The sequence below is a fragment of the Streptomyces sp. NPDC015242 genome (genome assembly GCF_043079125.1).
Taxonomy (GTDB): Bacteria; Actinomycetota; Actinomycetes; order Streptomycetales; family Streptomycetaceae; genus Streptomyces.
Genome location: NZ_JBIBUF010000005.1, coordinates 563,228 through 578,379 on the forward strand (window position 1 = coordinate 563,228; position 15,152 = coordinate 578,379).

Below are 15,152 nucleotides of genomic sequence, written 5' to 3' on the forward strand. Positions count from 1 at the left end.
CGGGGGCCGCTGTCACGCCGCTCCGGCCCCCGTCAGCGACCGCACCTCGGTCTCCGCGTGCCGGGCCTCGTCCGGCACCTCCGCCGACGTGATCGTCCCCAGCCAGCCCGCGAGGAAGCCCAGGGGGATCGAGACCAGCCCCGGGTTCTGCAGCGGGAAGTACGAGAAATCGGCGCCCGGGAAGAGCGAGTCGGGGCTGCCGGAGACGACGGGGGACAGCACCACCAGCAGCACGGCCGGGACCAGACCGCCGTAGACGGCCCAGACGGCGCCCCGGGTGGTGAAGCCGCGCCAGAACAGGGAGCAGACCAGTACGGGCAGGTTCGACGACGCGGCGACGGCGAAGGCGAGGCCGACCAGGAACGCGACGTTGAGGTCCCGCGCCAGCAGTCCGAGGGCGATCGCCACCACGCCGACCCCGACCGCGGCGAGGCGGGCCACGGCCACCTCGCTGCGCGGTGTGCCGCCCCTGCGCCGCAGGGACGCGTACAGGTCGTGGGCCACGGACGCCGAGGACGCGAGCGTGATCCCGGCGACCACGGCGAGGATCGTCGCGAAGGCGACCGCGGCGACGATCGCGAAGAGAACCGTGCCCCCCGTGCTGCCGGCGCCACCGCCCAGATCGAGCGCGAGCAGGGGAACCGCCGTGTTCCCTGCCGCGTTCGAACCGCGCACGGCCTGCGGTCCCACGATCGCGGCCGCGCCGAATCCGAGCACGATCGTCATCAGGTAGAAGCCGCCGATGAGCCCGACCGCCCAGACCACCGAGCGGCGTGCGGCCCGCGCGGTGGGCACGGTGTAGAAGCGGGACAGGATGTGCGGCAGCCCCGCCGTCCCCAGGACCAGGGCCAGTCCGAGGCTGATGAGGTCGAGACGTGCGGTCCAGTCGCCGCCGAACCGCAGTCCGGGCGCCAGGAACGCCTCTCCGTGCCCGCTGCGCTCGGCCGCCGTGAGCAGCAGCCGGTTGAGGTCGCCGTGGAAGCGCACGAGGACGAGCGCCGTCAGCGCGATCGTGCCGCCGAGGAGCAGGACGGCCTTGACGATCTGGATCCAGGTGGTGGCCCGCATCCCTCCCAGCGACACGTAGACGACCATCAGCGCCCCGACACCGATGACCGTCCAGGACCGCGCCGCCCCGCTGGTACCGCCGAGCAGCAGCGCCACCAGGCTGCCCGCGCCGACCATCTGCGCCACCAGGTACAGGACGGACACGGTGACCGAGGAGGTGCCCGCGGCGATCCGCACCGGCCGTTCCCTCATGCGCGCCGCCACCACGTCCGCGAGCGTGAAGCGCCCGCAGTTGCGGACCAGTTCGGCGACGAAGAACAGCACCACCAGCCAGGCCACCAGGAACCCGACGACGTACAGCAGCCCGTCGTAGCCGTACAGCGCGATGAGACCGGTGACTCCGAGGAAGGACGCGGCCGACATGTAGTCACCCGCGATGGCAAAACCATTCTCCATGGGAGTGAAGAGCCGCCCGCCGGCATAGAACTCCTCCGCCGAACCACGGCGGTTGCGGCTCACCCAGGTGGTGATGCCCAGGGTGACCGCGATGAACGCGCTGAACAGCAGCAGGGCCAGCGTCTGGTGCCCGTCCGTCATGAGGCACCGCCGTTCACGCCGCGCGTCAGCTCCTGGGTGTCCCAGCGCAGTTCCAGCGCAGCCCGGTCCCGCCGCAGCCGCGCGTGCCGTGCGTACGCCCAGGTCAGCAGGAACGTGGTCAGGAACTGGCCGAGCCCCGCCACCATCGCCACGTTGACCGCGCCCGCCACGGGGCGGGCCATCAGCTCCGGCGCGGTCGTGGCCGCCATGACGTAGCCCACGTACCAGGCGAAGAAGGCCGCGAAGGCCGGTACCACGAACCTCCGGTAGCGCCGCCGCACCTCCTGGAAGGCCGCGCTGTGCTGCACCTCCAGGTACACGTCGGCCGCCGCCGCGCCGGCCCCGCCCTCCTCGCGCGGCGAGGGCACCGCCCCCGGGACGGGTGTTCCGGCGCCCTCCGACTCGCCCCAGCCGGAGGCGAGGGCGTCGTACCAGGGATCCTCGTACGTCAACCGCCCGGCCTCACCGGCCGGGTCCGGGACATGACCGTCGAGCCGCTCGACCGAACTCTCCTGACCGGCCCCGACTCCGTGGGGACGGCCCTTGCTTGACTGCATGCCCAAGGATGGACAGAACGGGAAGATCCCCGACTCTTCTTCCCCGCGCTCTTCACCCCATCAGGTGACCCGGTCCGCGGAACCGCACGGGGCCCGCCGGGAACGCACAACGCCCGCCGGGATCTGCCTGATCCCGGCGGGCGCGGAGCCCGGTGATGCCGTCACGCGTCGATCCGCGACCGGTCCAGCGTGGCCGCCGAGTTGGAGATGAACTCCTTGCGCGGCGCCACGTCGTTGCCCATCAGCAGGTCGAAGACCTGCTCGGCGGCCTCCAGGTCGGAGAGGTTGATCCGGCGCAGCGTGCGGTGGCGCGGGTCCATGGTGGTCTCGGCCAGCTGGTCGGCGTCCATCTCGCCGAGGCCCTTGTAGCGCTGGATCGAGTCCTTGTACCGGATGCCCTTGCTCTGGAACTCCATGAGCTTGTCGCGCAGTTCCCGGTCGGAGTACGTGTACACGTACTTGTCCTGGCCCTTCTTGGGCTGGGTGATCTCGATCCGGTGCAGCGGCGGGACCGCGGCGAAGACCCGGCCGGCCTCGACCATGGGCCGCATGTAGCGATGGAAGAGCGTCAGCAGCAGCGTGCGGATGTGGGAGCCGTCGACGTCGGCGTCGGTCATCATGATGATCTTGCCGTAGCGGGCCGCGTCGATGTCGAAGGTCCGGCCCGACCCCGCTCCTATGACCTGGATGATGGCGCCGCACTCGGCGTTCTTCAGCATGTCCGTCACGGACGACTTCTGGACGTTGAGGATCTTGCCGCGGATCGGCAGCAGCGCCTGGAACTCGGAGTTCCGGGCGAGCTTCGCCGTGCCGAGCGCGGAGTCGCCCTCGACGATGAACAGCTCGCTGCGGTCGACGTCGTCGCTGCGGCAGTCGGCCAGCTTCGCCGGCAGGGACGAGGACTCCAGGGCCGTCTTCCTGCGCTGCGCGTCCTTGTGCTGCCGGGCCGCGATACGCGTACGGGCCGCGGCGACGGCCTTCTCCATGACGACACGGGCCTGCTGGGCCGCGTCACGCTTCGTGGACGTCAGGAACGCCTTGAGTTCCTTGCTGATGACGCTGTTCACGATGCGGCGGGCGGCGGAGGTGCCGAGGACCTCCTTGGTCTGCCCCTCGAACTGGGGCTCGGCCAGACGCACGGTGACGACCGCGGTCAGGCCCTCCAGGGCGTCGTCCTTGACGATGTCGTCCTCGGCGACGCGCAGCAGTTTCTTGGCGCGCAGCACCTCGTTCATCGTGGCCGCCACAGCCTGCTCGAAGCCGGCGACGTGGGTGCCGCCCTTGGGCGTGGCGATGATGTTCACGAACGACTTCACCGTCGTGTCGTAGCCGGTGCCCCAGCGCATGGCGACGTCGACGTCCAGCTCGCGGGTGACCTGGGTCGGGGTCATCTGGCCGTGCTCGTCCAGCACCGGGACGGTCTCCCTGAACGTGCCCTGCCCGGAGAACCGGAGGACGTCGCAGATCGGCTTGTCGCCGGCCAGGTACTCGCAGAACTCGCTGATGCCGCCGTCGAAGCGGAACGACTCCTCGCCCTTGCTGCCCCCCTCGCCGAGGCCGTACTCGTCGCGGACGACGATGGTCAGGCCGGGCACCAGGAAGGCGGTCTGGCGGGCGCGCTGGTGCAGGTTCTCCAGGGAGAGCTTGGCGTCCTTGAGGAAGATCTGCCGGTCGGCCCAGTACCGCACGCGCGTGCCGGTGCGGCTCTTGGGGATCTTCCTGGCCTTGCGCAGGCCGCTCCCGGCCTCGAACCTGGCGTCCTGGCCGTTGCCGGTGAAGGCGCCGGGGACGCCGCGCCGGAAGCTGATCGCGTGCGTGTGCCCGCTGCGGTCGACCTCGACGTCGAGCCGGGCCGACAGGGCGTTCACCACCGAGGCGCCGACGCCGTGCAGACCGCCGGAGGCGGCGTACGAGCCGCCGCCGAACTTGCCGCCGGCGTGCAGCTTGGTCATGACGACCTCGACGCCGGACAGGCCGGTCTTGGGCTCGACGTCGACCGGGATGCCCCGGCCGTTGTCACGGACCTCGACCGAGCCGTCGTCGTGGAGGATCACCTCGATGTGGTCGCAGTAACCACCGAGGGCCTCGTCGACGGAGTTGTCGATGATCTCCCAGAGGCAGTGCATCAGACCGCGGCTGTCGGTCGAGCCGATGTACATGCCAGGGCGCTTGCGCACGGCCTCGAGCCCCTCGAGGACGAGCAGGTGCCGCGCGGTGTAGTTGGAACCGTCCCGGTCTGCTCCTGCCAGCAGAGCTGTGGACGGCACGGACGTCTCGGCGGTCACGCGGTTCGCTCCTCGCTGAATTTCAGATGGGGCCCTCGTGGGTAAGGGCGCGGCTTCAGTCACCGGTGAGAGGGTACCCAGGCCTGGTAGAGCCGTTGTAACGCCACCCTCGTCGGGAAACTCAGACTAGACCAGACTCGTATGCCTGTTCGATCCCTCGATGGAGTGAAGTCCACATCACGTTCCCTTCCAGGCATGAACCATTTAGGCTCCGGGCACGTCCTCATGAACAACCGGCAACCCAGCCGGGAGGACCGACCACCGATACAACGCGAAGCCCCGTAAGACACATAGACACGCAATACGGCACATTCGCCGCCAACCGGCAGCAGACAGCCGCCTCGGAAGATTTTTTCGAGGAAAAGCCACGAGCGGGAACGTTTTGGGGCTGGTTGGATGTTGACCCTGGTACGACAGCTCGTCGAGCTAGAGAAGAGGCGACGTGACTACTGTTCTGACCCCTGCGAGCCAGTTGACGGCCGCTGATCGCTGCGACCGCTGCGGCGCCCAGGCGTACGTGCGCGTCGTCCTGCTCAGCGGCGGAGAGCTGCTCTTCTGCGCCCACCACGGGCGCAAGTTCGAGCCGGAACTCAAGAAGATCGCCGCTGAGATACAGGACGAGACGGAGCGGCTCACGGCCGTTCCCGCGAACGCCTCCGAAGAAGAGCGCTGACACTTCGCGTCCGACGACGAGCCAGCACGGCACAGGCCGGTGAGCGGGCGGCTGCCTCTCCCAGAGGCAGCCGCCCGTCCTCGTCACCACGAAGCCGTACGGGCCCCGTCGGACGCCTCACACACTTCTGACCGCCGGATCCGGTCCCGTCGCCGGGTCCGGTCTCCGTCTCCCGCTCCGGCCAGCCCGTTGTGAGGGCCGGTCCGCCCGTCGTGGGGGCCGATCCGCCCATCGTGGGGGAGGTTGGCCGTTGCGGGGCGGCTCCGCCCGTTGCGGGGCCAGTCCGTCACTCCCGGGCCGGGCCGGGCCGGGCCGGTACTCCGGTACTCGTATCGGCCCGTCCACGGCCAGCCCCGTTCCTGGCCTCCGGCCCCGGGGCGTGATCTCCGGACCGGTGTCTCAGTCCCGGGCCCAGCCGAGGGTCCGCATCTCAGTCCCGGGCCCAGCCGAGGGTCCGCATGATGTCCGAGACCCTCATGTACACGCCGGGGCTGCCGGCCCGCCCGCAGCCGATCCCCCAGGACACCAGGCCGATCAGACGCCCCTGAGCCACCAGCGGCCCCCCGCTGTCACCCTGGCAGGCGTCCCGGCCTCCTTCCGTCTCCCCGGCGCACAGCATGCTCCTGGCGTCGTACGTGCCGTCGGATCCGCCGGGATAGGCCTCCTCGCAGAGGGCGTCGGGAAGCACGCGCACCCGGGCCGCGCGCAGATCGCTGGGGTACTCCCCCGCGCCCGAGGTGTCGCCCCACCCGTACACCGTCGCAACTCCCCCCGGCGCGTACGCCGGGTCCCCGGGGCCCGCCATGCCGATGACCGAGTCGGCCGGGAGCGGCCGGGCCAGGGTGAGCACGGCAAAGTCGCCGATGTTGCTGCTCCCGTCATAGGCCGGGTTCACCCAGACGGAACGGACCGGGATCTCCTGCCCGCCGCGGTCCGCGAGCAGGTCCGTGCGGCCCGTTATGACCTTGAGGTCCCTCACCCGCTCCGGCGGCCCGCCCAGGACACCGTCGGCCATGCAGTGCGCGGCGGTGAGCACGGTGGTGCGGCCGACCGCCACGCCGCCGCAGAACTGTCCGGCGCGGTTACCTCCGAACCGGTCACGGCTGGACAGGGCCACCGTCCACGGGCTCTGCGACGCGTCGACCGGGAAACCCCCTATGACGCCCCTGTCGGCGGCCACGGAGGCGGTGGAACCCGCTGACAGGGCGGTTGCCGCGGCTGCCAGGACCAAGGGTCGGATCAGGGCTCGGGCCAGGCGACGACGCATACGCACTCCTCACTCCGTGATGTCGGCGAGACACCCAGGGTGATCCACCCGGCAGCGCCCCGCACCCGCGGGACACCGGCCGCCACTCGGGGTGCACCGACCTGTTCCCGCGGGACACCGGCCGCCATTCCCGGTGCACCGGCCTCCGCCCGTCCTGGCCGGTTCGGGGAGGCGGGGACGGCGAAGGCCCGGCCCCCCGAGGGGGCCGGGCCTTCCGCGTCGCACGGCCGTGGCCGGCCGTGCGACCGCGATCAGTCGAGGTAGTCGCGCAGCACCTGCGAGCGGGACGGGTGGCGCAGCTTCGACATCGTCTTGGACTCGATCTGACGGATCCGCTCACGTGTGACGCCGTAGACCTTGCCGATCTCGTCGAGGGTCTTCGGCTGACCGTCGGTGAGACCGAAGCGCATCGAGACGACGCCCGCCTCGCGCTCGGACAGGGTGTCCAGGACGGAGTGCAGCTGCTCCTGGAGGAGCGTGAAGCTGACCGCGTCGGCCGGGACGACGGCCTCGGAGTCCTCGATGAGGTCACCGAACTCGCTGTCGCCGTCCTCGCCGAGCGGGGTGTGCAGCGAGATGGGCTCGCGACCGTACTTCTGGACCTCGATGACCTTCTCCGGGGTCATGTCGAGCTCCTTGGCCAGCTCCTCCGGGGTGGGCTCACGGCCCAGGTCCTGGAGCATCTGGCGCTGCACACGGGCGAGCTTGTTGATGACCTCGACCATGTGCACCGGGATACGGATGGTGCGGGCCTGGTCGGCCATGGCGCGGGTGATCGCCTGACGGATCCACCAGGTGGCGTACGTGGAGAACTTGTAGCCCTTGGTGTAGTCGAACTTCTCGACCGCGCGGATCAGACCGAGGTTGCCCTCCTGGATCAGGTCCAGGAAGAGCATGCCGCGGCCGGTGTAGCGCTTGGCCAGGGAGACCACGAGGCGGAGGTTGGCCTCCAGCAGGTGGTTCTTGGCGCGGCGGCCGTCCTCGGCGATGATCTCCAGCTCGCGCTTCAGCTTGGGCGCCAGCTTGTCGGCGTTGGCCAGCTTGTCCTCGGCGAACAGACCCGCCTCGATGCGCTTGGCGAGTTCGACCTCCTGCTCGGCGTTGAGCAGGGGGACCTTGCCGATCTGCTTGAGGTAGTCCTTGACCGGGTCGGCGGTGGCACCGGCCGCGGCGACCTGCTGCGCGGGCGCGTCGTCCTCGTCCTCGTCGGAGAGCACGAAGCCCGCCGCCTCGGTGCCCTCGGGCTCCTCGCCGGCCTTGCCGGGGGCTGCCTCCTCGAGCACCTCCTCTTCGAGGAGCTCGACGTCGTCCTTCTTCGCGCCGGCCTTCTTGGCCGTCGCGGTCTTCTTGGCGGGGGCCTTCTTCGCCGCCGCCTTCTTCGCGGTGGTCTTCTTGGCGGCCGCCTTCTTGGCGGGCGCCTCCTCCTCGGCGGCGGGCTCGGCGGCGGGCGCCGCCGGCGTGGCCGGGGCTGTGGTCTTCCGGGTGGTCACCGCCTTGGCCGCGACCGCCTTGGTGGCGGTGCGCTTGGCGGGACTCTTCGCTGCGACGCTCTTGCGGGTGCGCTTGGGCTCTGCGGCACTGACCATCAGCGTCACACCCTCTTCCTCGAGGATCTGGTTGAGGCTGCGCAGTACGTTCTTCCACTGAGTGGCCGGAATCTGGTCAGCTTCGAAGGCCCGACGCACGTCATCGCCGGCGATCTGCCCCTCAGCCTTTCCCCGCTCAATGAGCGCCATGACAGAGACGGACTCGGCGATCTCCGGCGGGAGCGTACGGGATGTGCTGGCCGACACGAACAACCTCTCGGAACGTTGGAAAACGGCTTCCGGCCCCGTCCACAGGGACAGGAGCCGACCGCCGGCTTGGGGATGGGCCGACGGTGCGGGCGGGGGCCGGGAAGATGCACAGCGCCGTGAACGGCGTCCGTATTCCCTCCGCGGCTGTCACCTCTTAGGTCATCGCGTTCTTCCCACGAGCGTTACGCCCAATCTGCGTGGCCCGAGTCACACCCCGTAAGCGAACAAAAACGGTCAGATGCGGGCAGAGCAGGACACCTCTGGCACCGGCCCGGCCGCTCCGGTGGGGCACGGCCCTTTCGCGCCGTCGGACCCCGCAGGATCACCAAGGATCCCACGGGGTCCGACGGGAGGCGGATCACCGAGCGGGCGCTGCCACAGGAGGGGGGTGGCACACCCGGTCGCGCCGCCCGTGGAGCGCGGTCAGTGCTCGCGAGGGGCGGGCACCACGCGTTCCACCTCGGGGTGGACCGTCAAGAGTTGCCGCATCGCCGCCTCGGCCCCGGCTCCGTCACCGGTGGCGATGGCGTCGCAGATGCGGCCGTGGTGGGCCAGCGAGGTCTCGTTCGGCCGGTCACAGCCGGTGACCGGGCTGCCGGAGACCTGGAGGGCCGCGGAGACGATGCCGGACAGGTGCTCCAGCATGCGGTTGCCCGCGATCTGGATGAGGAGCGAGTGGAACTCGGCATCGGCGCGGGAGAAGGTCAGCGCGTCACCCTGGGCCATCGCGTGCCCCATGATCTCGACCATGTCCGCGAGGCGCTGCTGGACGTCCTCGCGGCCGTGCCCGGCGGCGAGCCGGGCGGCGAGCGGCTCGATGGTCCAGCGCAGCTCGCTCAGCTCTCGGCGCTGGTCGTCACGCTGGGGCCCGAAGGCCCGCCATTCGATGATGTCCGGGTCCAGGAGGTTCCAGTCGCTGACGGGGCGCACCCGCGTGCCGACGTTGGGGCGGGCGCTGACCAGGCCCTTGGCCTCCAGGACCCGGAGCGACTCGCGGACGACGGTGCGGGAGACCTCGAAGCGCTGGCCGATCTCCTCGGGCACCAGGGGACGGTCGGCACCCAGGTCACCGGAGACGATCATCTGCCCCAGCTGCTGAACGAGTTGGCCGTGCAGCCCGCGCCCGCGGCTGCCCGCGGCACGCCGGCCCACACGGCCCAGCTCGGGGTCCGCGCCGTCCCAGGCAGGGGCCCCGACGCGGTCGACGGCGGGCGCCTCGGCGTAGGGGTAGCGGTCGAGTTCGCCCGGGCTCGGGAGGCCGGTGTCAGCGGAGCGGGCGGCGGTCATCATGGTGTGCGCAAGGGTACTCACGCATCCTTTGTCGGCGTCGTCTCCAACTCCCTTGAGGTCTTTGGTGAAAAGCACACGAAAGGGTGATCGCTCACCCCGTCGCAATTGACGCCTTATCGGAAAGAAATGGGCGTTCTGCGGGGAGTTGTGCGCAGGGCCGGACTAAGGGTTACGGACAGTCGTCACCGGAAGCGGCTCCGCAGGCCGGTGAGCAGGTAGGCGCAGAGCAGGGCGGACAACGACAACGCCAGTGCCCCGCCGACGGGTTGGGAGACCACCCGCAGCGCGGCCTCCAGGTAACGCTCACCCCCGAAGGGCCACCGTGGTGCGAAAGCCTCGCGCAGCCGCGCGGGAAGCCCGGCCGCGGTCCGCACGGACGGTCCGTTCAGGAGCTGGTGTACGACCGGCACGACGAGCAGGGGCACGGCGGCCACGGCGGCGAGACCGGCCGTGGTGGACCGGAAGACTCCGGCCGCCAGCACGCCCGCCCAGGCGCAGCCCACCACCAGCCCGATCCAACTGGCACTGAGTGCGAGCCAGTCGGCGGGAACCCGGGCGAGCTCCTGTCCGTACACGAGATAGAGGATCTCGGCGTCGCAGCCGACGGTGAGGGCGGCCAGGACGAGCGCGGTGGCCGAGGCGACGAGCAGCTTGGCGACGAGCAGCCCCAGCCGGCGGGGCACGGTGCCACGGTCGGCCGCCAGGGCGGGGTGCCGGAACTCGTCGCCGAAGGCGAGCGCGCCGAGCAGGCCCGCGCCCAGTGCCGCCGGGGGCAGGGGCAGCTCCCGCGGCCACGCGGCGAGCAGGCGCGGTTGCGGGGTGTGCCCGATGCGGGCGAGCACGACGGCGGTCACGGCGGACACGACGAGCACGACGGCCCCGGTCAGAAAACCGGTACCGATCCCGGCGGCGCGCCGGATCTCGTACCGGAGGGGCCGGAGAGGGCTCGGGGCGGGGCGGACGGAGATGGGGGGTGGCAGAGGAGGCAACGTGTCGAGGGTCCGGGCGGCCGTGGGTCCGACGGCACCCGTCGACCGTGGGGCGGTGCGGTGGGCCGGGGGTTCGTGGCTGACAGACGGGGACGGGCCGCCGACGGGTGGGGGTGTTGGCGTGCCGGGGGCGCCCTGCGAGGAGTCCGCACCCATGAGTGCCGCATACGGGAGCCGCAGGGTGTCGGCCGGTGCCTGTGTCCCGGAGGACACCGGCGACGGCGGCGTGAGTGCCGACGTCGACGCCGAAGACGGCGAGGGCGCGGGTGACGGTGAGGGCGCGGGTGACGGCGGAGGCATAGGCGAGGGTGCCGGCGACTTCGAGGGCGCCGGCGATGGGGAGGGCGCCGGCGATGGGGAGGGGGCGTTCCGGGCCGCCGCCGGGGCTTCATCGGCCAGGTGGTCGGCCGAGACGGCCTCCGGGCGCTCAGGGGGCTCGCTGGACGGCTGGTCCGGCCTGGAGGGGTCGAGCGGCTCCTCCGCGCCCGCCGGGGCGTCGAGGGCGGCGGGAGGGCTCAGCGCGGGACGCCGCCTCGCGGCGCCGGCGGACGCGGCGCCGCTCAGGCCCGGTGCGGCCGGAGCACCTCCCGCACCGGGCCCCATGTCACCGATCTCGTCGGCCAGTTGGTGGACGACGATGCCATGGCGGAACGCGGTCTCCCCGACGTCCGCACACGTACTGCCGTAGACGGAGAGGCGGTTGCCGTCTTCACGGACGACTTCGACGGAGCGGTGCGCGGTGCGGGCCTGCTTGGTCAGGAGGGCGGCGAGTCGGGCGGCGTGCGGGCTGCGCACGGCGACCCGTGGACGGAGCCGGGTCCGTGAGAACTCGGCGGCCTCCTGATCGGCCACGACTCTGCCCTGGTCCAGGGTGACGACACGGTCGGCGTTGCGTGCGGCCTCCTTGGGGTCGGCCGTGGTGAACAGAACCGTGCCGCCCTGCGCGGCGTGCGCCCGCAGCATGCCGTGCAGCCAGTCGCCTTCGCGGGCGGAGAGTCCATCGGCAGGGTCGTCGAGGACGAGGGTGTGCGGGTCGGCCAGGAGGACGCAGGCCAGGCCGAGTCGGCGGTCCATGCCGCGTGAGAGCGAGCCGAGTCGCTCTTCGCGCAGGCTCACCAGCCCGACTGCCTCGAGGACTTCGTCGGCCCGCCGCACCGGCACCCCCGCCGCGGCGCACAGCATGCGCAGATGACCGCGGACTGTGCGGGCGGGGTGCCCCGGTACGTCTCCGAGCAGAACGCCGACCTCCCGTGACGGGTGGGCGATGCGATGCAGCGGCCGGCCCCGGAAGTAGGCGATGCCGCGGCCCTGTTGGAGTTCCAGCATGAGTCTCAGGACCGTCGACTTCCCGGCTCCCGGCGCGCCGAGCAGCACGGTGACGCGGCCCGCGCGCGCCTGGAAGGAGACGTCATCGGCCGCGGGCGGGAGCTCTTTGCGACGGTTGCTGGTCAGTCCGTAGGCCTCGATCACCCGCAGCAAGATAGCGTGCTATGTCCGGTTTTTCGGGCACCTGGCGACCTTCGCACGGCCTGCACCGATCAGGAAGGGCAACTCGTACGGGCCATGGGCTGATGCTGTTCGGGTGCGCGGCACCGGCCGCGCCGCCGCTCACACCTCGGGGCGCAGCATCGGGGGGTTGAGCAGCGTGGCACCGCCCGCACGGAACAACTGCGCCGGACGGCCGCCCTGGCGGGTGGTCGTCCCGCCGGTGGGGACGAGGAAGCCCGGCGTGCCCGTCACCTTGCGGTGGAAGTTGCGCGGGTCCAGCGCCACGCCCCACACCGCCTCGTAGACGCGGCGCAGCTCTCCCACGGTGAACTCGGGCGGGCAGAACGCCGTGGCCAGGGACGAGTACTCGATCTTGGAGCGCGCGCGCTCGACCCCGTCCGCCAGGATCTGGGCATGGTCGAAGGCGAGCGGGGCGACCGGCTCGGCGTCCCGTCCGTATCCGCCCTGCTGCAGCAACTCCTCGACCGGAGCCCAGCGCGCGTTGCTGGCGTCGCCACCGGCCCTGGGTGCGGGCAGATCGGGTGCGAGGGCGAGGTGCGCGACACTGACGACCCGCATCCGGGGGTCCCTCTTGGGGTCGCCGTAGGTGGCGAGCTGCTCCAGGTGGGCACCGTTGTCCTGAGCGGGAACGGCCGGGTCGTGGACACGCAACCCTGTCTCCTCGGCCAGCTCACGCGCCGCCGCCTGCGCCAGGTCCTCGTCGGCCCGCACGAATCCGCCGGGGAGCGCCCACCGCCCCTGGAACGGCGGTTCGCCCCTGCGTACCGCCAGCGCGCACAGGGCATGGCGGCGCACGGTCAGCACGACCAGGTCCACGGTGACGGCGAAGGGCGGAAACGCTGACGGGTCGTAGGGCATGCCGCGATCATAGTCGTCTGCCTGACGATAAACACTCCCTTCGCCGGTCGCTTCGGCTACTGATCCACTTGGTCCGGAATGCGTTCCACTGTCTGTCGGCGATGTCCGAAGATGACAGGCAGGGGCAGGTCACACCCCCAGCTGCAGCCCGTCGGCCGCCTCCTCCACCATGGCGAGACCCAGCCTGCCGACCCGCACGGAGAACGGGGCCCCTGCCACCCGCAACCCGGTGAAGCCGATCTCTCCGAGAGGCGCGCAGCGCACGGGCCGCAGGGTGACCGTCCCGGCCGGGGCGTCGGGGCGGATGCCGGCGAGTGTGGTCAGCAGCAGGACGCCGGCGGCCGCCGGGATGGCCGCCGGGCGGCAGGCCGCCGGGTGCGGGAGCGGAGAGCGGCCCTCCGTGCGCTGCTCCCCCGCGTACATCTCGGGCAGCCGGTGGTCGAAGGCCTCGGCGGCCGTGAGGGCACCCCGCAGCAGCGACGACGCCTCCTTCTCGTACCCGGCCGCTGCCAGCCCCGCCACGGCGAGTGCCGTCTCCTGGACGCGTACGGCCCCGGCGCGGTGCCCGAACGGATTGAAGCCCGGTTCCTTCGCCCCCAGTCCGCGCAGACCCCAGCCCGAGTCCATGGCCGGGCCGCCGAGCAGCCGCGCGAGGTGCTCGGTCTGCGTCTTGTCGAGCAGCCCCGGTGCTATCGCTCCTCCGCCCAGGAGGCCGGTGTCGAGGAGGTGGACCGCGGCGGAGCTCAGATACGGCACGGGCCTGCCGTCCGGTGCACGGGCCACCGCGGGCCGGCCGCCCCTCAGGTCGTCGACCCAGAAGTCCTTCCGGAACGCGGTCCGTAAGGCCTGGGCCCACTGCCTGAGGTCATCCCCGCCTGTGCGTCCGCAGGCGTCCAGCAGATCGGCACCGAGCAGGGCGGCCCGGTGCGCGTGTGCCTGGGTCTCACAACGGCTGAGACCGCCGTGATGCGGGTCGCGCAGGTACGGGCCGTCGCCCGCGGTGGTCCGCAGCCAGGTCAGGCACCGCTCGGCGGCGGGCAGCAGAGCCTCGGTGTCCTGCTCGGACAGGCCCCAGCGGCGGGCCTCGGCGAGCAGCACGGGGAAGAGCAGCGTGGCCTCCGTCCCGGTGCACTGCGGTGGGAGGTGCGGGCCCGCGTCCCTTCTCTGACCGGGGATCATCCCGGACTGCGCTCCCGGACCGGTGAGTTGACTTCGAGCGAGGATCCGCAGCGTCCCCGCGGCCAGGCCGGTACCGAGGGGCAGGGCCATGCGGGCGGCGACGAGCGCGTCGGCCGGGGCCAGACCGCAGCGCCAGGGCGCCCCCGCGGCGAGGTACGTGTCCGTGGGGTGGTCGGAATCCCGCAGCAGCAGGGCCTGCAGGTCCTCGATGCTCGTCCGCAGCAGGGCGGGCGCGGTGGGATCGTCGCCTTCCGCACGTGCCGCCGCGAGCGGGCTGGTCGCCGCGCGGCCCACGGCTCGGAGGGGGCCGGCACCGTCCGGCCGCACCCGCAGTTCCACGCTTCTGCTGCCGCCCGGTGGCAGGTCGAACTCCCAGCGCAGCAGTCCTGCCGAGGCGAGGGCGTCCGCGGGGGGCGGTTCGGCTGTGACGGAGGCGTTGCCGGTGGCGCACGACCAGCGCAGGCCGGAGTCGTGGACGCTCGCGGGGAGCTCGGGCCCCGCCGTGCCGGAGGCGATGGCCCCCAGGTCGGCGAGGTCCGTGCCCAGGGCGATCTCGACCGGCACGCGCAGGGGGCGGGAAGCCGCGCTGTGCAGGGTGATCCGCTCGGTGCCGTCCGCGTAGCGGTTGCGTTCCACGACCACGTCCGGGTCCGGGCCTGCCTGCGGGGAGGTGCGGAGCGTGCCGACGAAGCGGGCGCGGTCGGCGGCGGTCATCCGGGCCTGCACCGCGAGAGGCTCCCGTCCGGCCACGCGGATCTCGCACCGCGAGAGCACGCGCCGGCCGGCTCGGTAGAAGCCCTCCAGTCCTCGTCCGGTGAGCTGCCCGTCCTCCGCCGAGATGGCCAGACCGGGAAGGGCGACACAGATCAGCACCGAGTGGGTCGGGGGCAGGTCCGCGGACCAGCGCATGCCGGGGACCGTGGCCCCGCGGGCAGGCGGCGGGGGTGCCTGTCCCGTGGGTCGGGCAGGTGGCGGTGCCTGCCCCGTCGGTGACGGGGCCCGGACCGGAGCCGAGGGTGGCGGGGGTGCGCCGAATGCCGCAGTGGAAGCAGGCCGGCGGTTCTGTCCCGCCCAAGGGGCAGACGAGCGGTCCGGACCCGAGGGTGAGGGCAACGGGGCCTCGGGCCCTTCTCCCGGGGGACGG

The 15,152-nt window shown here is 71.9% G+C and carries 10 protein-coding genes; 1 reads left to right on the forward strand and 9 read right to left on the reverse strand.

The window, feature by feature from the left end; genetic code table 11:
- Window positions 1-12: 12 nt before the first annotated feature.
- The 3 genes from ACF07N_RS20165 to ACF07N_RS20175 form a co-directional block, all read right to left on the reverse strand.
- Complete coding sequence (locus ACF07N_RS20165; protein WP_392114661.1) at window positions 13-1,605, reverse strand: cation acetate symporter; 1,593 nt, start codon at window positions 1,603-1,605, stop codon at window positions 13-15.
- A complete protein-coding gene (locus ACF07N_RS20170; protein ID WP_383330727.1) occupies window positions 1,602-2,162 on the reverse strand; it encodes a DUF485 domain-containing protein in 561 nt (186 codons plus the stop codon). The genes ACF07N_RS20165 and ACF07N_RS20170 overlap by 4 nt, the downstream gene beginning before the upstream one ends.
- Before the next feature lie 161 nt (window positions 2,163-2,323).
- Window positions 2,324-4,447 (reverse strand): type IIA DNA topoisomerase subunit B, encoded by a 2,124-nt coding sequence (locus ACF07N_RS20175; protein WP_383330730.1) that lies wholly within the window; start codon window positions 4,445-4,447, stop codon window positions 2,324-2,326.
- Between the two features lie 442 nt (window positions 4,448-4,889).
- On the opposite strand from ACF07N_RS20175, the gene ACF07N_RS20180 reads away from it, so the two are divergent.
- Window positions 4,890-5,120: a hypothetical protein gene (locus tag ACF07N_RS20180; protein ID WP_383330733.1), complete on the forward strand. Its 231-nt coding sequence runs from the start codon at window positions 4,890-4,892 to the stop codon at window positions 5,118-5,120.
- A gap of 430 nt (window positions 5,121-5,550) precedes the next feature.
- Here ACF07N_RS20180 and ACF07N_RS20185 read toward each other — a convergent pair whose 3' ends face one another.
- From ACF07N_RS20185 to ACF07N_RS20210, 6 genes are all read right to left on the reverse strand, one after another.
- Entirely contained in the window at window positions 5,551-6,387 is an 837-nt protein-coding gene (locus tag ACF07N_RS20185) for a serine protease (protein WP_392114665.1), read from the reverse strand.
- A gap of 251 nt (window positions 6,388-6,638) precedes the next feature.
- Window positions 6,639-8,180, reverse strand: a complete 1,542-nt coding sequence (locus ACF07N_RS20190; protein ID WP_392114668.1) for an RNA polymerase sigma factor — start codon at window positions 8,178-8,180, stop codon at window positions 6,639-6,641.
- Between the two features lie 426 nt (window positions 8,181-8,606).
- A complete protein-coding gene (locus ACF07N_RS20195; protein WP_383330741.1) occupies window positions 8,607-9,494 on the reverse strand; it encodes a FadR/GntR family transcriptional regulator in 888 nt (295 codons plus the stop codon).
- A 161-nt stretch (window positions 9,495-9,655) separates the two neighbouring features.
- Window positions 9,656-11,932, reverse strand: a complete 2,277-nt coding sequence (locus tag ACF07N_RS20200) for an ATP-binding cassette domain-containing protein (RefSeq protein ID WP_392114671.1) — start codon at window positions 11,930-11,932, stop codon at window positions 9,656-9,658.
- A 138-nt stretch (window positions 11,933-12,070) separates the two neighbouring features.
- Window positions 12,071-12,829, reverse strand: a complete 759-nt coding sequence (locus ACF07N_RS20205) for an NUDIX domain-containing protein (RefSeq protein WP_184589838.1) — start codon at window positions 12,827-12,829, stop codon at window positions 12,071-12,073.
- Window positions 12,830-12,958: 129 nt separating this feature from the next.
- On the reverse strand, window positions 12,959-14,917 hold the full coding sequence (locus ACF07N_RS20210; RefSeq protein WP_392114674.1) for a glycogen debranching N-terminal domain-containing protein: 1,959 nt from the start codon (window positions 14,915-14,917) through the stop codon (window positions 12,959-12,961).
- Between the last annotated feature and the right edge of the window lie 235 nt (window positions 14,918-15,152).

Coding starts and splice junctions, on each gene's coding strand:
- ACF07N_RS20185 (WP_392114665.1), bottom strand. CDS start 6,387: ATGCGTCGTCGCCTGGCCCGAGCCCTGATCCGACCCTTGGTCCTGGCA.
- ACF07N_RS20210 (WP_392114674.1), bottom strand. CDS start 14,917: ATGCGCTGGTCCGCGGACCTGCCCCCGACCCACTCGGTGCTGATCTGT.
- ACF07N_RS20170 (WP_383330727.1), bottom strand. CDS start 2,162: ATGCAGTCAAGCAAGGGCCGTCCCCACGGAGTCGGGGCCGGTCAGGAG.
- ACF07N_RS20165 (WP_392114661.1), bottom strand. CDS start 1,605: ATGACGGACGGGCACCAGACGCTGGCCCTGCTGCTGTTCAGCGCGTTC.
- ACF07N_RS20205 (WP_184589838.1), bottom strand. CDS start 12,829: ATGCCCTACGACCCGTCAGCGTTTCCGCCCTTCGCCGTCACCGTGGAC.